Below are 23,803 nucleotides of genomic sequence, written 5' to 3'. Positions count from 1 at the left end.
TTGTTGCAGTCCGCCCTCAGGGAAGAAGCCTGGGCTTCTTCTTCGCGGCCACGTCCTCCACCCATCCGCACAACAGGATGAACACCGCGATCAGGATCCAGCCGATGCCGAACACGAACCACTGGCTCTCCAGCGGAAGGTACTTCTCGAACGCGGGCACGTTCCAGAACTGGTCGATCAGCGGGACTGCGAGGATCAGCGCGATCTCGTGCCAGAGGTAGAGCGTCACGGCGCGGGCGTTGAAGATCGTGACGATGCGGTCGGTGCGCCGGAGGCGGGTGAGCCAGGCGAAGTCGATGCGGAAGTAGGCCTTGGCCCACATCAGGAACATGACGTACCCGGCCGACCAGAAGGCCTGGGCCAGCGGAATGTCGTCGAGGTCGTACGAGCCCGTCTCCGCCTGGTGCGTGAAGGCGTACCAGCCGCCGTAGCCGACCGCCGCGACGGACAGCAGGACGACGACGGCCGGCTTCAGCCGCTGCAGGACCCCGTCGCGGTGCGCGAAGCCGAGGATCCAGCAGAAGAGGAAGGTCGCGAGGTCCGTCAGGGCGCTGCCGAAGCGGTTGTCCGGGGGCTCCCACAGGAATTGCACGACCAGGATCGGGGCGAGGGAGAGGAACAGGACCGGGAGAGGAGCCGGCCGGAAGACCCTCAGCAGGGCCGGCGACAGCAGCACGAACCAGAGATAGGTGCGCAGGTACCAGAGGATCTCCCAGGCCTGCGTGCCCCAGGCGTTGCCCGGCGGGTCGCCGAGCGGCACGATCCAGTAGACGATCTGCCAGCCCGGCATCCAGCCGTGGATCAGCATCGCGAGGATCACGAAGACGCCCCAGAACCAGAACGGGGGCAGCAGCCGGCGCATACGGCTCCTGATCACCTTGAGTGCCGGACGCTCCAGCGACTTCGCCATCAAGGTGCCGGCCAGGGCGAACATGACCCCCATCGACGGGAAGACCATCCCGGCCCAGGCCCAGCCGAAGGTGTGGTACGTGACGACGCGGACGAGTGCCACGGCACGGAGGGTGTCGAAGTAGCGGTCGCGTGCGGGGCGTTGGGGCTGTGGGGTGGAGTCGGAGCCCTTGAGGCCGGACCCCTTGAGGCCGGAACCCTTGAGGCCGGAACCCATGAGGCCGGAACCCATGAGGTCGGATACGGGCGGGCCCGGCGTTGCGGGCTGCTGCGCCCGCCCTCCCCCGCTCTCGCCTTCACCCGCGTGGAGGGATCCCCGTCGCCCTGGGGAACGACCGCCGGCAGCGGGGCCTGATGCGGTCGCGGCAGCAGCCGGGAGCGGTACGCCTCTCCTGTGCGAACCCATCTCAGCTCACCCCCGCCGGAGTCCCGACCTCGCCGGTCCGCTTCAGCTTCTGCCAGCGCAGGCGGCCGCCGGTCAGGGCGGTGATGCAGGAGTGGATCAGGACGAGGTACATCATCTGGCGGTAGGCCAGCTGTTGCAGCGGCATCATCAGCAGGTACCTGTACTTCTCGCGGTCGAGCCGGAATGCGTAGGCCGCGCACAGGAGTTGGACGCCGAGCACCGCGAGCCACGCGAGGAGCGCCTCCGTGAAATCGACGAAGACCATCGAGTAGGCGGTGAACACGTCGATGAGCGGGGCGAAGACCGGCGTGGCGATCTGGAAGATCACCACCAGCGGCATCCCGACGCGCCCGAAGCGCCCCGAAGGCCCCTTGTCCGTCAGGGACTTGCGGTGCTTCCACAGCGCCTGCATGGTGCCGTAGGACCAGCGGTAGCGCTGGGACCACAGCTGCTTGAGCGAACCGGGCGCCTCCGTCCAGGCCTTGGCGTGCTCCTGGTAGACGACCCGCCAGCCCGCGCGGTGCATGGCGATGGTGATGTCGGTGTCCTCGGCGAGGGTGTCCTCGCTCATGCCGCCGACCTGGATGACCGCCTCCCGGCGGAACGCGCCGATCGCGCCCGGGATGGTGGGCATGCAGCGCAGAAGGTCGTACATGCGGCGGTCGAGGTTGAAGCCCATCACGTACTCGATGTGCTGCCAGGCGCCGATGACCGTGTCACGGTTGCCGACCTTGGCGTTGCCGGCGACGGCGCCGACGGCCGGATCCGCGAAGGGCTGTACCAACTGCCGTACGGTGTCCGGCTCGAAGACCGTGTCACCGTCCATCATCACGACGATGTCGTGACTGGCGCTGCGGACACCGTTGTTGAGGGCGGCCGGCTTTCCGGCGTTCTCCTGGCGGATGACGCGGACGTTCGTCATGCCGAGTGAGACGGCGGCGTCGCGGGCGATGTCCGACGTGCCGTCCGTGGAGCCGTCGTCGACCACGATGATCTCGATCGGATGGGTGCTCCCGGCCAGTGACCCAAGGGTGTTGGCGATGCACTCCTTCTCGTTGTGAGGGCGAGGATGACTCGCGGTTTCTGCAGCGCAGCGGCCTTGCCCGCCGCCCGCTGCATACGGGTGGGGGCGCGGCGGCGGCCGCGAGAGGTGGTTGTCGTCGTCATGGGTCTGGCCGCGTTCCGGTCAGTTGGCCGCGGAGGCGGACGGGGACGCGAACGCGGACGCGGGCGCGGAGGCGGACAGTGTGGAGCCGGGCGGCTCGCCTGTGGCGGTGCCCGTGGGCGGAGTACCGCTGGGCCTCACGGGCGGGGCGCCGATGCCGCCCTGCGGATCGGCGCCGCGGGGGCCGGAGTTGCGGGCACCGACCGGGCCTCCGCCCGCGAAGGGCAGCAGCGAGGAAGGGGTCGCGGTGCCGATGCCCATGAAGGCCAGGCCCAGGATCACGGCGTACCCGAGACACAGGACGCCGGCCAGAAGCCCCATCCGGCGCAGCAGCTTGGAGCGGCGCCCGGAGTTGTCAACGAACACGGGCCCCTCGACGGACCCGCTGCCGCGTTTGCGGCGGCGACCACCTGCGGTCGCTCGGTTTTCGATGGCAGGCTCGAAATGCATTCCCCAGACGTTAGGGAGTCTTTATGTGACCGAATCGAGTCTTGTTGTGAGGCGCATATGAGAAACGCCTTAAGCTGTCTCCCACCTATGGAATCCCTGGAATTCCTGCGCAACTCGACACCGGGGGGAACGAGTTGAATGTCGCGTTCCGCCTGCCGGAATAATCCGATCCAACCCGTTCCTCCCCTGTGTTTCCTGTGCATGAGCCGGTTTCGTGAACACCGGCTCCGTGTGAGACGTTTCCCTTTCGAATGAGCCCTTGTTTCGAGCTTGAGACAGAAATCACGAGAGCGGGTGCATGCGAATGCCGAGTTTCCGGAAGTCGGCGGCCGGGCTCACTTGTCTGTTCGCCCTGGCCGCGGCGGGCTGTTCCGCGGGCTCGGGCGGGACCACGGACGCCGCGCAGAAGCCCGGGAAGTCCGGCACCGCGTCGCCCGCCGAGTCGCCCGGTACGTCGTACGCCCCCTACGTGAGCGCCACGGACGCCTCCGGCAACGACTCCAGCGGCTCCCCGTCGACGTACAACCTGGCCTTCGTGATCGCCGACGGCAGTGACTGCACGCCGAAGTGGAACGGCGAGGACGCCCTGACCGACTCGGCGGTGAAGTCCCGTACGGCGAAGCTGAAGAAGGACGGCGGCTCCGTCCGCGTCTCCTTCGGCGGTGCCTCGGGCAAGGAGCTGGCGTCGACCTGCGACAGTGCTTCGGCGCTGGCGAAGGCGTACGGCAAGGCACTGGACGCGGCCGGCTCCACCCAGGCCGACTTCGACATCGAGGGCGACGAGCTGACCCACTCCGATTCGGTCGCCCGGCGCTCGGAGGCGATCGCCCTGCTGCAGAAGGAGCGCAGCGACCTGGAGGTCACCTTCACGCTCCCGGTCATGCCGTCCGGCCTGGACTCCGACGGCCTGGCGCTCCTGGAATCCGCGAACAAGTACGACGTCCAGGTCTCCACGGTCAACCTCATGACCATGAACTACGGCGAGTCCTACACCGACGACATGGGCGACTACGCCCTCACCTCGGCCAAGGCGGCCCACACGCAGCTGAAGAAGGTCTTCGGCCTGTCCGACACGGCCGCCTGGCGGGGCATGGCGCTCACCTCGATGATCGGCGACAACGACATCGCCAACGAGACGTTCACGCTCTCCGACGCGGCGCAGGTGCGGGAGTTCTCCGAGGAAAAGGGGATGGCGTGGGTGTCGATGTGGTCGACGTTCCGGGACCAGCAGTGCGAGGACGACGACTCTGCGTCTGACGATGCGGCCACCAATTGCAGTGGGGTGAAGCAGAGTTCGGGGGCGTTCGGGGAGGCGTTCGCGGGCTGAGAGCGGAGAGTGTGCGGGTGCTTCGTGGCTGGTCGCGCAGTTCCCGGCGCCCCTGAAAAGCCTTGCAGCCGTGTGCCTCTGAAAGCCTTACCGCCGTCTGTGCACCAGGCGGCCGGCGCACACCGTTGCGATGCAGGTGCCGGTTCTGTCGAAGACCGCGAGGTCGGCGCGGGCGGTCTCGTCCAGCATCGTCGGTCGGGCAGCCGGCAGGACGAGCACGTCGTTCCGCTCGGCCGCCGCCCGGAGTTCGGGTGAGTCGACGTGCTGCGCCAGGACCGCCACCGCACCCGACTTCAGTACGGCGTGGAGGCGTTCACGCGGGGACGGGGCGTCCGGGAGCGGGCCTTCGTGGATGCGGGCGGGCCCGAGCACGCCGGGCCAGCGCCGCACCCGCGCGTCCGGATGCTGCTCCATGAGGTCGGCGAGGAGGCCCACCGCCGCGACCCGGCCGCCGGTCACGAGGACGCCGCCGTCCTTGACCGGCTTCTGGCCGTCCTTGACCGGCTCCTGGTCGTCCCAGACGTACCGGACCTCGTCCGCCGCGTGAATCGTCAGCACGGGCAGGTCAGTTGGAGGTGAGGAGCTTCAGCTCGGGATGTGCCGTGCCGCCTGCGATCGCCGTGGACGAGATGTGGGACATCACGCGCTCGTCGACGGGGTCGTTGGCCGGGTCGTCGTGGACGACGATGTGCTCGTACGTCGTGGCCCGCTGGGCGGGGACGCGGCCGGCCTTCCTGATCAGGTCGATGATCTCCAGCCGGTTGGAGCGGTGCTTGGCCCCGGCCGAGGAGACGACGTTCTCCTCCAGCATGATCGAGCCGAGGTCGTCGGCGCCGTAGTGCAGCGACAGCTGGCCGACCTCCTTGCCGGTCGTCAGCCAGGAGCCCTGGATGTGCTGGATGTTGTCCATGAACAGCCGCGCGATGGCGATCATCCGCAGGTACTCGAAGAGCGTGGCCTGCGTGCGGCCCTTCAGGTGGTTGTTCTCCGGCTGGTAGGTGTACGGGATGAAGGCGCGGAAGCCGCCCGTCCGGTCCTGTACGTCGCGGATCATCCGCAGGTGCTCGATGCGCTCGGCGTTGGTCTCTCCGGTGCCCATGAGCATGGTCGACGTCGACTCCACGCCCAGCCGGTGGGCGGTCTCCATGATCTCCAGCCAGCGCTCGCCGCTCTCCTTGAGGGGCGCGATGGCCTTGCGGGGCCGCTCGGGGAGCAGCTCGGCACCGGCGCCCGCGAAGGAGTCGAGGCCGGCGGCGTGGATGCGGGTGATGGCCTCCTCGACCGACACCTTCGAGATCCGCGCCATGTGCTCGACCTCGCTCGCCCCCAGGCTGTGGATGACGAGCTGCGGGAAGGCCTGCTTGATGGCGGCGAAGTGCTTCTCGTAGTACTCGACGCCGTAGTCCGGGTGGTGTCCGCCCTGGAACATGATCTGGGTGCCGCCCAGCTCGACGGTCTCCGCGCAGCGCCGCAGGATGTCGTCGAGGTCGCGCGTCCAGCCCTTCGCCGTGTCCTTGGGGGCGGCGTAGAAGGCGCAGAACTTGCACGCCGTGACGCACACGTTCGTGTAGTTGATGTTGCGCTCGATGATGTACGTCGCGATGTGCTCGGTGCCCGCGTACCTGCGGCGGCGTACGGCGTCCGCGGCGGCGCCGAGCGCGTGCAGCGGGGCGTCGCGGTAGAGGTCGAGGGCCTCTTCCGGGGTGATCCGTCCGCCGGCCGCGGCACGGTCGAGGACGGACTGAAGATCGGCCTTCTCGGTCACCGGGGCGTCCCTTTCGTCAAGGGTTGTGGACAGACCTGACCAGCCTACGCCAGCCGTTTCGCACCGCCGACGTCAGGCCGCGCACGCGTCGCCGCCCTCAGGTCGCGCACGCCGCCGCCCTCAGGTCGGGTATGCCCCGAGGACGTCAGGTCGCGTACGCGCCGATCAGGAGCCCGACGAACGCTCCGGTGATCAGGAACGGCCCGAACGCGATGGCCGTCTTGCGCCCGGCCCGCCGTACGACAACGAGCGCGCCCCCGTACAACGCCCCGAGCAGGAACGCGGCGAAGGTGCCCAGCATGACCGTCGGCCAGCCGTACCACCCGAGCACGGCGCCCAGACCCAGCGCCAGCTTGACGTCGCCGAAGCCCATGCCGCCCGGGTTGATGAGGAACAGCACGAAGAAGGCGCCGCCGAGCGCGAGGCCGCCGTACAGCGCGGTGAGCCAGTCACCGGCATGCTCGGGTACGAGTGCCACCGCCCCGAGGAGCACCAGCGCGGCGCCCGCGAGCGGCAGCGTCAGGACGTCGGGCAGCCGCTTCACCCGGAAGTCGACCACCGCGAGCAGGACGCCGACGGGCGCGAGCAGCAGCCAGACGCCCAGCTCGGGCCGGGTACCGGTGGCGGCGGCGAGGGCGGCGCAGACGAGGGCGGTGGCGATCGCCAGGGCGGCGACACCGGGGCCGTAGGACGGTTCGGTGGGCCCGCACCGCGCACATCGCGCCCGCCCGATCCACCGGCCGAGGGGGTGCTCGCCGGGGCACCGGTCCCGCCAGTCCTCCCCGGACGGTACGGAGAAGCGGTACACGGCACGCGGCAGCAGCGCCCCCGTCGCCGCACCCCACAGCGCGGCGACGGCGACCAACAGCCCCGTACTCAACCCGTCGCCCCTCCGCTGCTCAACCCACTGATGGACCTGGTGCTCAACCCGCTGCTCATCCGACCGCGGCGGCGCCGCTGCGCCACGTCGGCAGCAGTTCGTCGAGCAGCGCCTCGGTGCGCGGCGGCAGTCCGCGTGCGCCGCTGCGGTTCACGAGGTCGGTGGCCAGCGTCTGGAGGCGCCCCTCGTCACCGGTGGCGTGGGTGGCGCGCAGCAGCTCGTTCCAGAGGCGTTCGTCGGCGGGGGCGGAGTTGAGGGAGGCGCCCAGGGCCTCGATGGCCTTCTCCGCGCGGTCCTTCTCCAGGTGGAAGGCGGACAGGGCGAGCCCGATGTCCGCTACGAGCAGCGGGAGTTGGGCGTCGATGATCTCGTGGGTGAGCCAGCGGTAGCGCCCCTCGGGCCGGTCGGCGAGCAGTGGGCCGCGGACCAGGACCAGCGCGTCCGTCAGCAGCCGCCCGCGGACGGCACGGCTGTTGATGCCCTTGCCCTGAGTGGCCTCGTGGTAGAGCGAGCGCAGCACGTCCAGGTCCGAGACGACGGACTTGGCGAGCACGAGCCGCCCGGTCGCGTCGGCGGACAGCCGCGGAGTGCCGTCGGGATCGGCACCGAGCCAGACCCGCAGCCGCTCCAGCAGCGCGTCCCGCACGTCCTCGGTGACCCCCCGCGGCCACAGGGCGGACGACAGCACCCGCGGGTGCACACCCTCGCGGTGCAGCAACAGCAGCGCGAGCGCCTCGTGCAGCAGCGCGCTGCGCTCGCCGTCCGGGGTGTCGAGGCCGATGATCTCGTACGGGCCGACGAGGCGCGCGTACACCGCGGGCCGCCCCTGCTCACTGATGTCGACGAGGAACGGCGGGGTGGGCGCGGGCCCTTGGGGATCGCGCTCGGGGTCGGCCTCGACGAACAGCTCGACGACGGCGCGCTGGGTGGCCAACGGCAGGAGCTGGGCGTCGAGTTCGAGTCCGAGGAGCGGGGCGAGGAGCTTGCCCTCGCTGGTGACCTCCATCTCCCAGGCGGCGCCGGGCAGATCGCCGGTCTCGGTGCCGACGAGGTAGCCGATGCCGAGCCGGCTCGCGTCGGAGGCGAGTTCGGCGAGCTTGACGGCGTCCTCGGCGGAGGGCTGGGCGGCGAGCAGGACGAGGTGCGGCGCCCAACGAGTGTGCTGGGCAGGCCCCGTACGTCCGGTGAGGACGGAGTCGTGACCGGCGGCGCCCAGCGCTCCCCGCCGCTGCCGCGTCTCGGCCTCCATGGTCTCGATCAGGTCGTCGATGCCGTCGAGGTGACGCAGCCGGTTGGGCGCGAGGGGCGTCAGATCCTCGCCGAAGCCGACGAGGGTGATGGTCATGCGGTCCGACCAGCCGTTCGTCGCCAGCTCCGCGGCGACGGACGCGAACACCGCGGCCCGGTCGGCCTCGCGGCCGCTCAGGGAGACGATGCCGGGCACCGACTCCAGGTTGAGCAGCAGCCGCGAGTCGTCCATGGTGCCGAGGCTGACGAGGCCGGGGTAGGGCGCGGCCGTGTCGACGTCCGGGTACTGCTCGGCGTCGGTCCTCGCCAGCATCCAGAACGTCTGGTCCTGCCCGAGCTGCCACGGCGCGGGCGGCTTCCCGGCGGGCTGGGCGAGCTGCAGATGCAGATCGCCCTTGCTGAGCCAGGCGGCGTAGACGGTGGGCAGATCCCGCGACTCACCGGCGAGCTGGGCGGCGAGCCCCCGCAGCGAACGGTCCAGCAGTCGTACGCCTTCGGGGTCGGCGCCGACGAGGAGGGCGTCCTGCGCGTCCGCGGCGTCCCCGACCGGCAGCGGCGGCTCCATCCCGCGCCGCCCGCCCATGGCACCGAGCGCCGACTGCCACAACGCCTGCCGACGGCGACGGCCGAGGGCGCCGAGGAGGCCGGCGGCGAGAAGGGGCGCGCCGATGAGGGCTTGCGGAAGTCCGAAGGCGCTGCTGGAACTGCTGCTGGATGCGGCGGGGTTGGCGTGCTGATGACCGCCGTCGGAGGCGGGCCGCTGCTCGGGCACGGAGACCTGCTGGGCGTGGTGACCGCCGCCCTGCGCGTGGCTGCCCTGGGCGTGGTCGCCGGACTTGGCGTAGTCGTGGATCTGCTGCTGGGCCGAGGAGGAGGCGTGGGCGGAGGCGTCGGGCGCCTCGACGAGTTCGCCGCCGTGCGCGTCCCCGGGCATCTCCATGATCCATCCGGGCCGGATCAGACTGGCCTCGGACAGCTTGGAACCGTCCGGCTGGGTCCGGTCCTTGTTGAGCTCGTAGATCTCCTTGTACCGGCGCCCGTCACCGAGGTGCCGCTGCGCGATCTCCCAGAGGGAGTCGTGGTGACGCCCCTCGGGCGGCTGGATCCGGTAGTACTTCGTGTCGCCGTGCTGCTTGGCGTTGCTGCCGGCATCGGCCTGCGCGTGGGAAGCCTGCTGGGCGAGGGCGGCGGCAGTACTGGCGGCCTGCTCCTGCTGCTGGGCGAAGAGCCCGGGGGTCGCCTGGGCGGCGGCGACGGTCGGCTTCTGGTTGCCGTCCAGACTGTGCCCGAGGTTCGCCAACCCGGGGGTGAGGCTGGCGGCGGTGGCGCCGACGAGGAGGAGAGCGGCGACAAGCTGCCGGGCGAGCAACTGGCTCGGACCGGCACCGGGTACACGGCCCGGGACGCCGACGCCGGAGAGGGCCGCCTTCACCTCGACGAGGACACACGCGGTGAACTGGGCCCAGGCGAGCCAGACCACGACGGTCAGGATGTGCAGGAAGGTCGTGACCGTGATCTCCTGCTGGAGCCAGTCCAGACTCGGCACCCCGCTGGGCAACGGCCACCCGATGGACACGGCGAGTGCACCCGGCACCCCGACGACGAGGCCGAGCAGCGCGACGAACGCGAAGAACGCCTTGACGAAGTCCCCGAAGGAACGCCGCCGGATCGTCACGGGTTGGGGCGTCCGGTTCCTGGGAGCCGTCGAGTTGCCCGTCGAGCGTCCCGTCGAGCTTGAGGTGCTGCGTCGCGGCATGGCGGGTGTCCTGGGTTGTGTGGGGTGGGGCGGTGGTGGGGCGCGGGGCCCCGGGGTGCGTGAGATGTACTGAGCCTACAGAGATCTTATGGACTCTGATTTGCGACGTCGAAGGCCGGATACGGACCTGAGACCTCGCCGTTCACCCGATACGTCACCGTCTGCCCCCTTGGCCGGAGTTGCCCCGCAGCTGTCGTCACAACCGCACGCGTCTACGATCCACGCCCTTCGCTCCCGCCACGCCCCACTCCTCACATTCCCCACACAATCCCCCACCGGCACTCCAGGGCCTCTTACTCCCCCCTGATAGCTTCGTTCCCCGTTGCACACAGCCGACTCCGGGGGAGATCAAACGTGGCCCGCCGCGCACTGACAACCACTGCCGCCGCACTCACCGCCGCGGCGGCGCTTCTGCTCACCGGGTGCGGTGGGGGTGACAAGTCGTCTTCGGACGACATCAAGGGGGCGGATACGGGGAGCGGGAGTCCGTCGGCTTCGGCGTCGACCTCCGACGCCGGCGCTCCCGACATCAGCGTGCCCAGCGACTTCCACCTCGTCTTCGACTTCGATGTGCCGTCCGATGCCAAGCAGGCGTCGGCGCTTTCCGATGCGCAGAACTACATCCGTGCCCTGAAGCACGGCATCTCCAAGCAGGATCCGAACGACCCCGCGTACCAGTACTACTCGACGGGTCAGGCTGCGCAGTACAGCAAGTCGCAGATCCAAGCCTGGGTGAAGGGGCACTGGACCGTCACGGGGACGGACAAGTACTACGACGCGAACGTCACCTCGCTGAGCGGCGGCAAGCGCGAACTCGTCACCTTCTGCCGAAACCAGGCAAAGTCCTACAGCAAGGAAATCAAGAGCGGCAAGATCCTCTACACCGGGGAGAACGCCGACAGTTACGTGAAGTACCAGCTGCTCATGTATCCGCCCACTGGCTCCGCCAAGGCTTGGAAGGCATCACTGGTGGAGGTCAAGGGGAAGGCGAAGGAGTGCCAGAAGTGACGAAGCACGGGCTCTCCCGGCGCTTGACCTTGACTACTGCCATCGCCTTGGCGCTGGTCAGCAGCGGCACCGCCCACGCCAATGACGGCCCCGCACCGGCACCGCCCGCACCGCCCACCTCCGGCGGAAAGCACGGCAAGGACATCTACGCCTCCGCCACCTACTCCCACATCAAAGTCCGCCAGGTGAGCGGCCCCACCGGCGGCAAGCGCGGCGCCCTCTCCTCCGTGGACGTCAACTGGAAGCCGCCGGCCTGCTGGTACGAGCCCGTCTTCACCGGCCAGGAGCTGAAGGACTTCGTCGACAAGAACGACGGCGACGGCGACGTGGGCATCCACGAGTCCTGGTACGGCAAGGAGCTGTGGACGAACCACTACCAGGACGGCAAACCGGAGACCAACTTCGACGACGAGCAGAGCACCGCCGAGGGCTACAAGGACTACAACATCGGCAAGGACGGCTACTTCTGGCGCAGCGTCGCGCCGGACGAGAGCGATCCCGATTCGTGGGACTGCGGCAAGATCATGTTCTGGCAGGACGCCAACGTGGTGCCCAAGGTCGCCCACGCCCCCACGCCCGAGATGCTCGCCGAGTACGCCTACAACCAGGTCAAGGTTCCCGACACCGAGATCGAGCTGAAGCCCACCACCAAGTCCACGGTGAACCTGCCCACTTGGGCCTGGCTCGACAAGGGCACCTTCCGTGAGATCAAGGTCCGCGCCGAACTCCCCCGCACCAACCTCTACGCCGTGACGACCGCCAAGCCGGTCGCCCTCCACCTGGACCCCGGCACCGAGGACGCGACGACCTACCCCGCCTCGGGCGACTGCACGATCAACGACGACGGCTCGATCGGCGCCCCGTACGAGAAGGGCGATGCCGGCCAGACCCCTTCCTGCGGCATCACGTACCTCCACGCCACCAACGGCACGCCGTACCACCTGAAGGCGAGCATCACCTGGCAGGTCTCGTGGGAAGGCACGGGCGGCGCGAAGGGCGACCTCCCCGACGGCACCTTCGACACGACCCAGGACATGAACGTCCAGGAGATCCAGGCCGTCAACCGCTGAGCCCCAACGGACCTGCTCTTGCAACAAGACGGGCGGAGTACACGAGGCAGGCCGCCCTCACCAACCGCCCCCTGAGCGCGATCCGCCTGCCGATCAATCACAGCCCCACAACCCAACATCCACGCCCGTCGCACACACCGACCTCGGGGGAGATCAACCGTGGCCCGCCGCGCACTGCCGACCACTGCCGCCGCGCTCACCGCCGCGGCGGCGCTTTTGCTCACCGGGTGCGGTGGGGGTGACAAGTCGCCTTCGGGGGACATCAAGGGGGCGGATACGGGGAGCGGGAGTCCGTCGGCTTCGGCGTCGGCTTCTGCCTCGGCCGTTGCGGACAGGCCGGATGTGAGCCTTCCCAAGGACTTGAAGTTGGTCTTCGACTTCGACACGCCATCGGACACGGACAGGGTGGCCGCCTTGGGGGACGCGGAGAACTACATCCGTGCGATCAACCACGGCGTCACCCAGCAGGACCCGAACGACCCGGCGTACCAGTACTACTCGGCTGGGGATGCGGCGCGATATGCGAACTCACAGATCAAGACGTACGTGAAGGGCGGTTGGACACTCACCGGCACCGACCGCTACTACCAAGCCGAGACCAGCGATGGCGGCGCGTCGAAGAGCGTCAAGCTCACACGCGTCACTTTCTGCGAGAACCAGGCCAAGGCCTATGGCAAGGAAGTGAAGAGCGGGAAGGTCCTGTACACCAAGGAAAGCCTGGGCAGCTACCTGAAGTTCAACATCCTCATGGCGTCGACGAAGGCCTCACCGGTATGGAAGGCCCAATCGGTAACCGTCACGGGGAAGGCGAAGGAGTGCCAGGAGTGATCACCCCTCGGCGATTGAAATGGGGCGTCGTCCTGGCCTCCGGCGCCCTGTTCTGGACCGCAGGCACCGCCTATGCCGACAAGCCCGTCACCGGCTCCCACGGCGGCAACAACGGCCTCCGTCCACCCCGTTCGTCACGGGTGACGCCGGCAAGACTCCTCAGTGCGGCATCACCTACCTCCGCGCCACCAACGGAACGCCGTACCACTTTGAAGGCCAGCATCACCTGGCAGATCTCCTGGGAAGGCACGGGCGGCGCGAAGGGCGACCTTCCCGACGGCACCTTCGACACGACCCAGGACATGAACGTCGTGGAGTACCAGGCGATCAACCGCTGACGCGACGAGACCCCGTACGACCGACTGCCTGAAACAGGGCTTCCCACTTCACGTCTCTCAAGGAGCGCACCTCCGCCATGTCTAGCCCCGCCCCCACCCTTGCCCGCGCCGCCCGAAGAAGCGTCATAATTCTCGTCGCCCTCGGCGTGACCTCGGCGGCCACCCTCACCGGATGCAGCGGCGGCACCGGTGACGCGGCCGCCCCGAGTGCCTCGGCGAGCCCGCCCCCCAAGGGCGCGGTGACCCGCGCGCAGGCGGCGAAGATCGTCGACAACTACGTTGCCGTCAACAACAAGGCGAACGGGACACGGAACGCCAAGTTGCTCGGCACGGTCGAGAGCGGACAGGTCCACGAGCAGAGCAAGGGGGACTACGCGACTTTCGGCACATGGACGAAGGCGGACCAGAGCGACTACGAGAAGCCGTTCTCCTACCGGGATCGGGAGTACTACATCCCGGCCGACGAGGACTGGTTCGCGGTCAAGGCCACCGCCAGCGGCTCCAAGACTCCGGCCCTGTTGGTCTTCGGCAAGGAGGGCAGCAGCTGGAAGCTGATGTCGGCGGTCTACTCCGACGCGCCGATTCCGACGATCGACACCAGCAACCACGGTCTCGCCACCGCCGTAGCCCCCTCGACCCGCGTCGGCACCCTGGCCCCGAACGACGTCGGCCCGGCCTTCGAGGACCTGTACGTGACCGGCGGGAAGAAGGCCGGTGCCGCGATCTCCCACACCACCAGCCCGGCCAAGGACGCCCTGAAGCTCTACAAGGACCGCACCAAGGGCAAATTGGCCAAGTGGGCGACCAAGAAGTTCTTCGCCAAGGACCCGGCGTACAAGGAGACGTACGCGCTGCGCCTGGCCGACGGCGGCCTACTCGCGGTCATCCCGACCTCGCACACCCAGGAACAGATGCTCAAGCCGCAGTACATGAGCAGCTTCCAGATCACTCCGGACGACGAGGAGGCCGTCTACAACCCCGCCAAGCGGGTCGTCATCACCGACACCTTCCAGGGCATGGCCCTTGCCGTCCTGCCGAAGAGTGGCAAGCCCTCGGTGATCGCGTACGAGTACGGCATGACGGACTCGAAGTAGGCGAGGGCCTCCGTCGCCCTCAACGCCACTGTGTGGCTCTCTTCGTGAGCTGCTGAGCAGGCACGGGGACAGAACAGGGTGTGGACCCGGAGAAACGCTCCCGGTCCACACCCGCACTACGTTCGGCCTCACCCTCATCGGCGATGCCGTACGACGTGATCAACGCACTACGCCGCGACCAGGTCGCACCACACGTACTTGCCCCGGTTGCCGCCCCTGGCGAGTGGCTGCCACCCCCACACGTCGGCACAGGCCCGCACCAGAGCAAGCCCGCGTCCCTCCTCCAGATCGAGACCGACGAGCTGGTCCAACGCCCCTGGCGGCTCGGGCGGTTCAGGGCTCGCATCCCACGCCCCGATCCGCAGCACGCCGGCCGACCAGCGCACGCGAAGCGCAGCGGGCCCCTTGGTGTGGCGTACGGCGTTGGAGACCAACTCCGTCGCGAGCAGCTCGGCAGTGTCGACGAGGCGGATCAGGCCGTGCATGGTGAGGATCAGACGGAGGGTGCGGCGGCAGACGGTGACAGCGCGGGGGTCGTTCGGGATGTAGAGGGAGTACTCCCAGGGGTCGGACTCGCTTTCAGGCATGGCTGAACTCCTATTGAGGGAGGGAGAGTTGGCGGATCTCACCGCGGTCGCGGGCGGTGGCATTGCCGCAGCCGTCATGGCAGGACGGAGTGGTGCGCTTCCGGGGCCCCGGGACTCCACAGCGTGTGCGTCGCGCCACTGACAGTAGGGGTCAATTTTGGTCCTACGCAAGCCGTTGCCGTAATCTAGCGCCCGAACGAGGCACTGCTTCACGGCGGTTGAGCCCAAGGAGGAAGCCATGCCACGCAGGCAGCAGGCCACAGCACGACAGGTGCGCCTGGGTTCTGAGCTGCGCAAGCTACGCGACGCGGCGGGCCTCAAGGGACGTGAAGCCGCCGCACTGCTTGGGACGGACTCCGCGCAGGTGAGCCAGATCGAGGCCGGCCTCGCAGGCCTGAGCGAGACACGGCTACGCCGGATCGCAGCGCACTACGCCTGCACGGACGAGGACTTGGTCGATGCCCTTGCGGCGATGACAACGGACCGTACTCGCGGCTGGTGGGAGGAGTACCGCGGGCTGCTGCCCACGTCGTTCCTGGATCTCTCCGAGCTGGAGTACCACGCCACCTACCGATGGGACGTGGACTTCCTGCACGTCCCCGGACTACTCCAGACAGAGAGCTACGCCGAGGCTCTCTTCTCGCGCCGGATCCCTGAACTCCCGCAGGACGAACTCGAGTTGCGTGTACGGCATCGCATGCGGCGGCGCGTCATCATCGAGCAAGAGCCGCCAGTCCCTTACACCGCTGTGGTCCATGAAGCAGCACTGCGCATCAGGGTTGGAGGCCGCGCCACCTCGCAAGCCCAGCTGACCCACATTCTGGAACTCTCCGAAGCGGACCAGGTCACGGTACGCGTCATCCCCTTCGCTCTGGAGGACTTCGCTGACCTCGGCAGCGCCATGGTGTACGCGGGCGGCGCCCTACCAAGGCTGGACACCGTGGTACGCGACGCCCCGCACGGCACCGTCTTCATCGACTCCGAAGCCCAGCTCGGCGTGTTCCGAACACTCTTCCGTAGAGTGGAAGCGGTAGCGCTCGAACCCACGCGTTCGCGCGACTTCATCCACGAGCTGGCGAAGGAACTGTGAGGCAACCGAGGTGACCCCCGACCACTGGCAGAAGTCGTCCTACTCCGGCGGCGGCGACGGCAACGCCTGCGTGGAGATAGCGAACCTGCACACCCGAATCGCCATACGCGATTCGAAGGCACCCTCCCAGGGCGTCCTCGCCCTCCCGACCGGAGCCTTCACCACCTTCATCGAGGCGCTCAAGACGGACACGTCACGCAAGACCGTCTGACCCAAAACCTCCTCGATCCGCCCCAGCCGTCACCGTGATACGGGTCGTAACAGCGAACTGTGCCGATATGGGTGGCGTTGATCAGGCGCGGCGAGCGAGGTGAGCCAGGGCGGTCCTCAGCTGTTCCGGGTGGCGGGTGGGGGCGCACCAGATAGGAGAGGGGGCGAAGCGTTGAGGGGATCCGGTTTTCCAGAAGGAGCGTTCCACCGGTGGGCGGAACTCCGGAACGACCGCGGCGGAGAGGTCGACGTTGAGCACCAGGACGGCCCGCATGTACGGAGCCGTCAGGAGGCCGAGCTTGATGGCGCGGGTGGCAACCTCCGAGCGGGACGCACCCACACCCTCGCCGAGTTTGGCGATCTTTCGGATCTCCTTGCGCTCGGTGATCACCTCGACCCGTTGCACCGCATCCCAGGGGCAGAAGAAGACCTGCCGCTGCTGCGCTCCCGCCCGTGACAGCTTCGCTGGCGTCTTCCCAGCAGCCCGCATGCGCTCGGCGCGCTGGATGCCGCCGATCCAGATTCCGGCCGAGTCGACACGAATGCCGATCGGCCGCTTCTCGGCCAGGTGCAGGCCGCCGAGACTCACGGAACCGAAGACGCCCAGAATCACACCGATCATGAATACGTAATTTTTGGTTACCGCCAGCGCTGTGAAAGACGCCACCAGGAGCAGAGGCCAGAAGAAGCCGTGGAACACCAGCGGCCACCGCAGCGCCGAGCGCTCCTCCGTGTAGTGGGCGGGCTCGGTCATCTCGGGCAGGTTCATGCAGCGTTCCCCTGACGAGTGAACAGGTCGGTCAGGAGCCGACCGAAGCCGTCTTCGTCAAAGTCGATCGGCGCGGAAGTGCCGGAACTGTCGGTACTCCCCTGCTCGACGCGCAGGCCCGAAGGGCCGCCCCGATGCACCTCGAAGCGATCACGCGCCGGACCCGAGCCCTTGTTGGGCTGGTACACGTCGATGATTTTGGCAGGACGTCGGCCGAGCTTGTGACCGGCCGGGGCGCGGTCGACCCAGCGCAGTAGGGAACTGACCGCTTCGGCAGGGCTGACCAGTGCGTACTCGTAGGCCGGCCCGAACCTCGTGGGCAGTTTTCCGGGGCCTGTCTCGGCCAGTACGGCCCGCAGGCCTCGGCCTTCTTCGGCAATTCCGTACAAGCGCATCCGCTCTGGTGCAGCTTTTGCGCCCTCCGCGCGGACGACAACGAAAGCCGGTTGTGTCCGGCCGGCCAGAATCATGGCGAGCAGGGGACGGGCCGGCAGGGCGACGTTCTCCGTGGAATCATCCTCGATTGCCCCGGGCTCCGGTTCATCGAGCAGTTCACGGTGAACGAGGAATTTCAGGGCCATGGCCGAGATCCCGAACCGCTCAGCCTCCGTCATGCCCGACCACCACGACCAGGAGACCTCGTCGATCAGCGTGGCCTGCATGGCGCCGAGTACGCACAGTTCGGCTGTCGACAAGGCCGGTAGCTGCACAGCGCCGTCCCGTTCGACCTGATCCATGAGGGCCTGTGCCGCATCGGCATCCGCCTGCCGTGGGTCACCTGTCATGATTTTGCTGTCTCCGTCCGACTTCTCAGAAAATGCTGGTGACCGCATGCCAGGTGCTCTTGGCAGCGGATGCGACGGCGTGGCCGGTGGCGTCACACACGTTCTTGAACGGCTTCCAGTGGTGGTAAAGGTAGTCGCCACCCAGGAAGAGGCCGGTACCGATCATGACGACTTCCCCCACGCCAGGAACGGCATCCAGGGGTGTGAGTAGGGCGAGGGTGTCCCACCCGACAAGTCCGGCGTTGACCCCGGCGGCGCCGCGGTCCACCCAGCCCATCGCACCCTTGTCCTCGGGATTCACCATGGTGTAGGCGTCGCCGATGAATGCCAGCCCGTTCAGGCCTACTCCCACACCGCGCAGCCAAGGCAGCCGCGCGGCTTCACTCAAACTGGCCGCCTTCGTCCCGGCGTTCCACTTGGCGATCGCGTCCCAGTCCTTGGCGAAGTCCTCGATCGCCTGGGCGAGATCGGCTTCCGTGGCCTCGCCTCGGCTCATGGCGTTCATGATCGGGCGGGCCATCTTCGGGAAGTCGGCCTCCATCAGCTCGGGAATCCTGGCGGCGAACTCCTCGGCAGTTTTGGCACTTTCCTCCGCACCTTCAGCGGAGCTCATGAGCTTGAGCAGCACCATGTCGGCGTACGGCGCCGGTACGGCATGCAACTTCTCGTCCCACTTCCGCAGTTCGCCCTCCGGCCCGAAGAGCTTCTCCCACAGTCCGGGGTTCTCTTCCTTCAGTTCCTCGCCGACCTTGTCCACCTGCTCTTTGAGCTGCTTCGCGGACATCGTGTCCGGGCAGGTCCTGGCCAGCGTGGTCTGCGCCTGGCCGAGTGCCGACGCGCAGGTGCCTGCGGCGCGGCTCAGGGCCGAGTTCGCATCGCCGACCTGCAAGCCGAGCTGGTGCACCGACTGGCCGTGAGCGGCAGCAGAGGCGTGGGAGTTGTGCGCGTCTTTGCTGGAACTCCTGTTGGCGCCACTCACGGCCTTTTGCGCGGTCTCCAGGGCTCCGGCGTATTTGTGCAGCGCGGTGTGGGCCGAAGCGGCGGCCTCGTGAACCGCCTTGAAGCGCGGATACACGCCTTCCGCGGCGGACTTGTATTGCGCGGCCAACGGGCCGGTCCAGCCCGTGAGGATCGCGTCGACATGACGCTGGAAGGTCGTCAGCAGGGTGGAGTGATCCTGCGCGAGGGTCTTGTACTGGCGCGCGGCTGTGCGCAGGGTCTCGGGGTCGCCGGAGGGCACCGGGTAGGTGGGCGCGGTCACTTGCCGGTGGCTTTCGCGAGGTTGGCGGCGGTGGTTGTGGCGACCTCACCCAGATCGCTGACGGAGGTACTGGTGTCGGCCGCTGCTTTCGCCAGCGCGCGGGCGAGTGCGATGACCGCCGAGGCCACCCTGGCGTCGCCCGCTGCGTCGGAGGCCTGCTTCCCGGCCGAAGTCGCTGCTTTGGAGTGTGTCCCGGCCGAGGTCACGACCGTTTTCATGGCTGAAGCAGACGCATGTATGTGCTCTGCGTCTCCGCCGCGGTAGCCCACAGCTGTCGCACCCCGTTCTGGAACCCGGCCCTCGGCCGAGCACCTGCAACGGCCGCCTCAGACGTTTCTCGACAGACCGGGCCGGCGTCAACGCCCGAACCCCCGGATCACCCACTCTTGGCCCGCTGGTGAGCGGTCTTTTGCGATCAGCTGGGTGTGCCGTGGGGATGTTCCCGGGTGGTCGCGGGGCGGGCGGTCAGCGGTCGATGGCCTGGATTCAGCCGGAGCGGGTAGTGCTTGTCCAGCGCTTACCAGGTCGAGCCAGACGCTTTGTCAGGCATGGCACTCAGCACGCAGTTGGTAGTTGGTCAGCCTGAGGACGGCTGACGGCGAGTGAGGAGGCCGCAAGGGGATCGATGAAGGTATCCGGCACCGGGGTTGGAGATACGGATGACGACCGGTAATCGTTTGCTTCGGGCGTCGCCACATCACGGTCAACCCATCCGTCCGGCAAGGAATCGACGCTCGCTGTCGGCCTCGGCCTGGGTGACTTCCTTCGGGTGCGAAGCGCGCTGCCTCGTCACCTCGGCAAGGAAATCATGCGCCTGCTTGGACAGGTCGGTATTGGCTCCGTGCAGATCGCTCCCCCAGGTCCGGGCGTTGGGACCGACCCACACGTTGCCCTTGCCGCCGGCCATCTGCTTGTCGGCGGTCTTGAGCGCGTCGGCCACTGCGGCGATGCCCTTGGACACCTCCTGATAGAGCTTGTCCAGCTCTTGCCACATCGGGCTCGGTACTTTGTCAGCCATGGGACTCCAGTCGGTAGGTGGGCACCGTGAACAGGTGATTCAGGGGGCCTCGTCCGAATCGAGGAAGCTCGGAATGGGGATGGGCGACGCAGAGGAGGAGCGGTACTCGTCGCGTTCCGATCCGCCGTAGGCATCGAAGATGTCGTCTTTGGCCTGACCGACATTCGTGCACTTTCCCACGACGACCAGGCGAACCAGCGCGCCATCGTCGCCTGTTCGGTCAAACGAGCGCAACTGGACCTCGATGCCGTTCTTCTTGGCAGACTGAAGCATGTCGCCAGCGGGTTTCAGATCCCAGCCGGCCGTGCTCAGGATGCTTTTCGCCATCGCCACGAATTGGTCTTCGGTCTGCTTTTCCGATTTCGCCGCGAGAGGCTCATCGACTACGCACTCTACTGAATTCTTGATATTTCGATCCGCGCAATCGGTAAAGCCGCCAACGCCGAGCGTCAGGTAGAGCTGGTTGGCGAGGGCGTTGTGCAGTCTCCAGTACGTTTTCGCGACTGGCTGGCGGGATTCGTCGGCCGCTCTCTTGCCGTCAGAGACGCCTATTCGCTCATCACCGCACCCTGCAGCAAACGCGGCAAGAACCAGCGCCGCGGCAGCCAGCGGCGGAAAACTGCGGTGAGTCATTGTCACGAACTCATTTCCCAGCTAAGGCTTGGCGAATGTCGTGGGGACCGGAGATGCCGATGCCTGGGAATTGCTGTAACTGTCCGAAGCGTTGGCGTAGTCACTCGTGAGGACATCCGCCTCCTTGCCCACATTCACGCATTTACTCCGGACCTGCAGCTGTAGCGACGTGCCGCTCACGGGTGACGGATTGAGTTCAACAGTGGTGCCATTCTTAGCTGCGGAACGATGAACTCCGCTGGAGGGGCTCAAACTCCATCCTGCACTCTTCAACTGTTTGGCCACCGTCGCCGTCAGGTTTTCCAATGGCTCTTTCTTACTGTTGGAGCTCAGTAGAGTCGTGACGCGGTACGTCACTGAATCCTTTCTGACCTTTTCACAGTCGGCAAAGAATCCGGAGCCACCCCCCCGGGATGCCGAACCACCGATCGAGTTGTAGAGCTGCCAATAAACTTCGGCGACTGGCCGCCGTGCCTTGTCAGCAGCCTGCCTCCCCTCAGCTTCACTCAGACTCTCACTCTTTCCGTTTGAGCAAGCGCTGATCAGCACAGCAAAAAGGAGCGTGGCCGGGGCCCATCGATGGCGCATCATCAGCCTCCCGCCAGATCTTGACCATCATGACGACCTTGATCACGAGTAGTGAATCCGGTATCGCCGGCAATTTTCTTACCTACCGCCGGATCCTTCAGCCACGCGTTATACGCCACTTTTTGTGCAGCCTTCTGCTTTTCCGATCCAGACAACGTCAAGTTCCCCTCGGAATTTATGAAGCTAGGGCAGTCATATTCTTTCGCATACCCTTCCGGATCCCCTGTCCAGGTGATTCCGTCCGCCGTAGTCACTGGAGGGAATTTGCCGCCGCCATGCACATACGCCTTTCCCGCCTCCTCTTGCCACTCATGACTCCACTGAATTGTCTGGGGTGGTTTAGGAGCAGGCGCCTCATCATCCGGCCAGAAGGCATCCGTGGTCATGTGGATTAGATCCTTCACCACCGTAACGGTAACCGTCTTGGCGGCACCCTGCGGATCCAGGGCGACATCGATCACTGTGTCAGCAGCCGTATTTGCTTGCTCCTGGAATTTACTCTTCCATTCATCCGAATTTTCTTTCTTGTCGTGCACCATCTGCTGGTACACATTGGTTGCTTCCTGGCTAAAGAATCCGTCAATGACCCCGCTTGCATGAGTGGCTACTGGACTGTCTGGATTATCTCTTGAATAGGCATCAGCTTGCTGCGATGCAAACACCAGGAGTTTGGCCCCCGCGTCTGCATTCTGCATAGCTTCGCCGGTGAAAGCCTGCCATTGTTTCGAATCAACCGTGACGTGCCCCTTACCCAGGTCCGTGAACCCTGGGTCGGTCAACGAAGCCTGAAGGTCCGGGAAGTAGTGGGCGATGTCCTTGGCAAAGACGGCCTGGACCTCTGAATGGGTGTGCTCCCCGTCGTGGCTGGCGTAATACTTGATCAGCTTCGTGGTGTTGTCCGCGGCCACGTTCTCATCCGCGCCCATCCCGTTCAGCGTCCCCGCCGCAATGACACCTGCGAAAGCCTTCGCCTGGAAGTCAGGCAGCCCCCCGTGATGATCCGAGTCGTCCTTCATCCACTGGGGAATCCGGTCCATGTTGTCGTGCAGGAACTTGGTCGAGGCCGCAGGGTCGTTCCCCATCGCCTCCCAGACCTTCTCGCCGTACATGTAGTTGCCCGGGGCCAGGCACTGCTTGCCGAGGTTGGCTACGACGTCCGTCGGGAAGTCGGCGAACGCGAGGAGTCCGGACAGGTGCTGGAGGTCCTCGTTGCCCTGGTCGTCCTTGAACGTCGTTCCGTTCCGCATGGCGGTGGCGACGGTCGTCGCCAGAATGCGTGTGCCGGCTTCGGGATGATCGGGGTCGAACATCATCGGGCCGTCCTGCAGCCGGTAGAGCGCCGTGGGACCCAGCTCGTCCATCGCGGCCTTGCAGTAGTCCGGGTCGTTCTGGTTGGCCTCGAGTTTCTTCATGTACTCATCGAGGCCCATGTCCCCGTCCTTGTAGGCCTTCGCGTCCTTCTTCGCGGCCTTCTGGGCTTCGGACTGGGTCTTGTAGGCGCCCATGTCGCCGGCGCCGGCCGAGACCATGCCACCGCCGAGACCGATCTCCTTGTCCTGCTTCTCCTCGTCCATGGCCAGGCTGTGCCGGCGGCGGAGCATGGGAAGTTGATCGTGCGCCCAGCTCAGATGCTTGGTCATCTTCGACAGGCGCGAGGTGTCCATCTGAAGCCGACGCGCGTGACTCATCCAGCTGTTGATGTGCGGCTGGGCCGCCGCACCGCCATCGCCGGTACTGGAGTTGACCGCCCTGATCAGATCACCGAGTCGATCCGGGTTGATACCGCGGAAGTCTCCCCCGCCGTCGTCCGGGCGCATGCACTTCCCCTAGTCAACGTCTCATGTAGGCACCGGTGTTGATCGGGCACCACACGATGGTGACGGAGCGCGATCACAGCCTTACGGACCCTATCGGGGGCGCGCGCAGCTTCGCTAGTGCCAACGGTTTGGCGTCACCCCCGAGCAGAGTGGAGTGAAGCGAAGATGAGTGGAGTGGAGTGAGGTGGAGTGCTCTGCGGACCACTGCGGCTCACCAGTCGCCATACCGCAGACACCCCGGCCTCACACCCCGCCGAACAATGACGCCAGCCCCCGGTCGAGCGCCGGTTCCAGGGGCTCGCCGCCCGGCTCCGTGACGGTGTACGAGCGAAGCAGGAAGCGTTGGAGGGCGGTTGTGTAGAAGAGGATGGCCGCCGTGCCCTCCGGAGCGTGGAGCTCCACGACGGTGCGGGACGGGCCGTACGGCCGGATGCGCACGTTGCCGACGCCCGCGGCGTTGCCCAGCCCCTCCTCCAACAGCCCCCGCGCAAACGTCCACGTCACCTCCTCGCCGTCGAACGAGATCCAGGCCGGGAAGACGAGGTGCACCGCCAAAGGGTCGTCGGAGGCGTAGCGGAGGGTGACGGGCACCGCCAGCTCGTCGTGGTCAGGGGTGAGCAGACGGGCGCCTGTGGGTTGCTCCAGGGCGATGTACACGAGCGTGCTCCCTCATTCAGACATGTCGAGTAAGCCGATCAAGTCGAGCATTTCGAGCCATGTCGGGTCAGGTCGGGTCAGGTTGGGTCAGGTCAGCTATATCGGGCCGGGCGATGGCCAGTTGGGCCTGTACACCCCTTCGAG

General features: G+C 67.0%; 22 protein-coding genes and 2 pseudogenes. 8 read left to right on the top strand and 16 right to left on the bottom strand.

The window, feature by feature from the left end:
- Window positions 1-16 precede the first annotated feature (16 nt).
- From OG870_RS27395 to OG870_RS27385, 3 genes and pseudogenes are all read right to left on the bottom strand, one after another.
- On the bottom strand, window positions 17-1,141 hold the full coding sequence (locus OG870_RS27395) for an acyltransferase family protein (protein WP_266844489.1): 1,125 nt from the start codon (window positions 1,139-1,141) through the stop codon (window positions 17-19).
- A 175-nt stretch (window positions 1,142-1,316) separates the two neighbouring features.
- A pseudogene (locus OG870_RS27390) lies at window positions 1,317-2,375 on the bottom strand (glycosyltransferase); the annotation flags it as partial.
- Window positions 2,376-2,501: 126 nt separating this feature from the next.
- Window positions 2,502-2,930: a hypothetical protein gene (locus OG870_RS27385; protein WP_266589312.1), complete on the bottom strand. Its 429-nt coding sequence runs from the start codon at window positions 2,928-2,930 to the stop codon at window positions 2,502-2,504.
- 304 nt (window positions 2,931-3,234) lie between these two features.
- Here OG870_RS27385 and OG870_RS27380 point away from each other — a divergent pair, with 304 nt between their 5' ends.
- Window positions 3,235-4,257, top strand: coding sequence for a chitinase (locus OG870_RS27380; protein WP_266844493.1), 1,023 nt, complete (start codon window positions 3,235-3,237; stop codon window positions 4,255-4,257).
- Window positions 4,258-4,344: 87 nt separating this feature from the next.
- Here OG870_RS27380 and OG870_RS27375 read toward each other — a convergent pair whose 3' ends face one another.
- The 4 genes from OG870_RS27375 to OG870_RS27360 form a co-directional block, all read right to left on the bottom strand.
- Window positions 4,345-4,815, bottom strand: coding sequence for an imidazolonepropionase-like domain-containing protein (locus OG870_RS27375; protein WP_266519440.1), 471 nt, complete (start codon window positions 4,813-4,815; stop codon window positions 4,345-4,347).
- Window positions 4,816-4,822: 7 nt separating this feature from the next.
- Window positions 4,823-6,022 carry a cyclic dehypoxanthinyl futalosine synthase gene (mqnC, locus tag OG870_RS27370; RefSeq protein WP_266589306.1) on the bottom strand — a complete coding sequence of 400 codons (1,200 nt, stop codon included), beginning with the start codon at window positions 6,020-6,022 and terminating at the stop codon, window positions 4,823-4,825.
- Between the two features lie 145 nt (window positions 6,023-6,167).
- Entirely contained in the window at window positions 6,168-6,902 is a 735-nt protein-coding gene (locus OG870_RS27365) for a prepilin peptidase (protein WP_266683146.1), read from the bottom strand.
- Between the two features lie 55 nt (window positions 6,903-6,957).
- Window positions 6,958-9,906 (bottom strand): BTAD domain-containing putative transcriptional regulator, encoded by a 2,949-nt coding sequence (locus tag OG870_RS27360; protein ID WP_266589302.1) that lies wholly within the window; start codon window positions 9,904-9,906, stop codon window positions 6,958-6,960.
- Between the two features lie 354 nt (window positions 9,907-10,260).
- Here OG870_RS27360 and OG870_RS27355 point away from each other — a divergent pair, with 354 nt between their 5' ends.
- From OG870_RS27355 to OG870_RS27335, 5 genes and pseudogenes are all read left to right on the top strand, one after another.
- A complete protein-coding gene (locus OG870_RS27355; protein WP_266519432.1) occupies window positions 10,261-10,914 on the top strand; it encodes a hypothetical protein in 654 nt (217 codons plus the stop codon).
- Window positions 10,911-11,984: a hypothetical protein gene (locus OG870_RS27350; RefSeq protein WP_266844497.1), complete on the top strand. Its 1,074-nt coding sequence runs from the start codon at window positions 10,911-10,913 to the stop codon at window positions 11,982-11,984. Before OG870_RS27355 ends, OG870_RS27350 begins: the two co-directional genes overlap by 4 nt.
- A gap of 159 nt (window positions 11,985-12,143) precedes the next feature.
- Window positions 12,144-12,812 (top strand): hypothetical protein, encoded by a 669-nt coding sequence (locus tag OG870_RS27345; RefSeq protein ID WP_266844499.1) that lies wholly within the window; start codon window positions 12,144-12,146, stop codon window positions 12,810-12,812.
- Window positions 12,813-12,957: 145 nt separating this feature from the next.
- Window positions 12,958-13,150 (top strand): annotated as a pseudogene (locus OG870_RS27340) (hypothetical protein); the annotation flags it as partial.
- A gap of 77 nt (window positions 13,151-13,227) precedes the next feature.
- On the top strand, window positions 13,228-14,244 hold the full coding sequence (locus tag OG870_RS27335; protein ID WP_266844501.1) for a hypothetical protein: 1,017 nt from the start codon (window positions 13,228-13,230) through the stop codon (window positions 14,242-14,244).
- Between the two features lie 167 nt (window positions 14,245-14,411).
- On the opposite strand, the gene OG870_RS27330 is transcribed toward OG870_RS27335, so the two are convergent.
- The gene (locus tag OG870_RS27330) at window positions 14,412-14,831 is read right to left on the bottom strand and encodes an ATP-binding protein (protein WP_266519424.1); all 420 of its coding nucleotides are present in this window, start codon (window positions 14,829-14,831) and stop codon (window positions 14,412-14,414) included.
- A gap of 238 nt (window positions 14,832-15,069) precedes the next feature.
- Here OG870_RS27330 and OG870_RS27325 point away from each other — a divergent pair, with 238 nt between their 5' ends.
- Complete coding sequence (locus tag OG870_RS27325; protein ID WP_266519422.1) at window positions 15,070-15,921, top strand: helix-turn-helix domain-containing protein; 852 nt, start codon at window positions 15,070-15,072, stop codon at window positions 15,919-15,921.
- 10 nt (window positions 15,922-15,931) lie between these two features.
- Window positions 15,932-16,132, top strand: coding sequence for a DUF397 domain-containing protein (locus tag OG870_RS27320; protein ID WP_266519420.1), 201 nt, complete (start codon window positions 15,932-15,934; stop codon window positions 16,130-16,132).
- A gap of 81 nt (window positions 16,133-16,213) precedes the next feature.
- On the opposite strand, the gene OG870_RS27315 is transcribed toward OG870_RS27320, so the two are convergent.
- The 8 genes from OG870_RS27315 to OG870_RS27280 form a co-directional block, all read right to left on the bottom strand.
- The gene (locus tag OG870_RS27315; RefSeq protein WP_266844504.1) at window positions 16,214-16,900 is read right to left on the bottom strand and encodes a hypothetical protein; all 687 of its coding nucleotides are present in this window, start codon (window positions 16,898-16,900) and stop codon (window positions 16,214-16,216) included.
- Window positions 16,897-17,685 carry a hypothetical protein gene (locus OG870_RS27310; RefSeq protein WP_266844506.1) on the bottom strand — a complete coding sequence of 263 codons (789 nt, stop codon included), beginning with the start codon at window positions 17,683-17,685 and terminating at the stop codon, window positions 16,897-16,899. Before OG870_RS27310 ends, OG870_RS27315 begins: the two co-directional genes overlap by 4 nt.
- 25 nt (window positions 17,686-17,710) lie before the next feature.
- Entirely contained in the window at window positions 17,711-18,946 is a 1,236-nt protein-coding gene (locus OG870_RS27305; RefSeq protein ID WP_266844508.1) for a WXG100 family type VII secretion target, read from the bottom strand.
- Window positions 18,943-19,164 (bottom strand): hypothetical protein, encoded by a 222-nt coding sequence (locus OG870_RS27300; protein WP_266519412.1) that lies wholly within the window; start codon window positions 19,162-19,164, stop codon window positions 18,943-18,945. Before OG870_RS27300 ends, OG870_RS27305 begins: the two co-directional genes overlap by 4 nt.
- 485 nt (window positions 19,165-19,649) lie before the next feature.
- Window positions 19,650-19,964 carry a hypothetical protein gene (locus OG870_RS27295; protein ID WP_266519410.1) on the bottom strand — a complete coding sequence of 105 codons (315 nt, stop codon included), beginning with the start codon at window positions 19,962-19,964 and terminating at the stop codon, window positions 19,650-19,652.
- A 39-nt stretch (window positions 19,965-20,003) separates the two neighbouring features.
- Entirely contained in the window at window positions 20,004-20,597 is a 594-nt protein-coding gene (locus OG870_RS27290; RefSeq protein ID WP_327691608.1) for a hypothetical protein, read from the bottom strand.
- Between the two features lie 590 nt (window positions 20,598-21,187).
- Window positions 21,188-23,002: a hypothetical protein gene (locus OG870_RS27285; RefSeq protein ID WP_327691607.1), complete on the bottom strand. Its 1,815-nt coding sequence runs from the start codon at window positions 23,000-23,002 to the stop codon at window positions 21,188-21,190.
- Window positions 23,003-23,245: 243 nt separating this feature from the next.
- Window positions 23,246-23,659: an SsgA family sporulation/cell division regulator gene (locus tag OG870_RS27280; protein WP_266844519.1), complete on the bottom strand. Its 414-nt coding sequence runs from the start codon at window positions 23,657-23,659 to the stop codon at window positions 23,246-23,248.
- Window positions 23,660-23,803 lie beyond the last annotated feature (144 nt).

The sequence above is a fragment of the Streptomyces sp. NBC_00461 genome, from assembly GCF_036013935.1.
Classification (GTDB): domain Bacteria; phylum Actinomycetota; class Actinomycetes; order Streptomycetales; family Streptomycetaceae; genus Streptomyces.
This window is presented reverse-complemented; position numbering and strand designations above follow the sequence as displayed.

What these genes read in the sequence shown, in the direction of transcription:
- OG870_RS27290 (WP_327691608.1), bottom strand. Translation starts at nt 20,597, where the DNA reads ATGACTCACCGCAGTTTTCCGCCGCTGGCTGCCGCGGCGCTGGTTCTT.
- OG870_RS27325 (WP_266519422.1), top strand. Translation starts at nt 15,070, where the DNA reads ATGCCACGCAGGCAGCAGGCCACAGCACGACAGGTGCGCCTGGGTTCT.
- OG870_RS27395 (WP_266844489.1), bottom strand. Translation starts at nt 1,141, where the DNA reads ATGGGTTCCGGCCTCATGGGTTCCGGCCTCAAGGGTTCCGGCCTCAAG.
- OG870_RS27330 (WP_266519424.1), bottom strand. Translation starts at nt 14,831, where the DNA reads ATGCCTGAAAGCGAGTCCGACCCCTGGGAGTACTCCCTCTACATCCCG.
- OG870_RS27310 (WP_266844506.1), bottom strand. Translation starts at nt 17,685, where the DNA reads ATGACAGGTGACCCACGGCAGGCGGATGCCGATGCGGCACAGGCCCTC.
- OG870_RS27295 (WP_266519410.1), bottom strand. Translation starts at nt 19,964, where the DNA reads ATGGCTGACAAAGTACCGAGCCCGATGTGGCAAGAGCTGGACAAGCTC.
- OG870_RS27385 (WP_266589312.1), bottom strand. Translation starts at nt 2,930, where the DNA reads ATGCATTTCGAGCCTGCCATCGAAAACCGAGCGACCGCAGGTGGTCGC.
- OG870_RS27300 (WP_266519412.1), bottom strand. Translation starts at nt 19,164, where the DNA reads ATGAAAACGGTCGTGACCTCGGCCGGGACACACTCCAAAGCAGCGACT.
- OG870_RS27360 (WP_266589302.1), bottom strand. Translation starts at nt 9,906, where the DNA reads ATGCCGCGACGCAGCACCTCAAGCTCGACGGGACGCTCGACGGGCAAC.
- OG870_RS27315 (WP_266844504.1), bottom strand. Translation starts at nt 16,900, where the DNA reads ATGAACCTGCCCGAGATGACCGAGCCCGCCCACTACACGGAGGAGCGC.
- OG870_RS27380 (WP_266844493.1), top strand. Translation starts at nt 3,235, where the DNA reads ATGCCGAGTTTCCGGAAGTCGGCGGCCGGGCTCACTTGTCTGTTCGCC.
- OG870_RS27335 (WP_266844501.1), top strand. Translation starts at nt 13,228, where the DNA reads ATGTCTAGCCCCGCCCCCACCCTTGCCCGCGCCGCCCGAAGAAGCGTC.
- OG870_RS27285 (WP_327691607.1), bottom strand. Translation starts at nt 23,002, where the DNA reads ATGCGCCCGGACGACGGCGGGGGAGACTTCCGCGGTATCAACCCGGAT.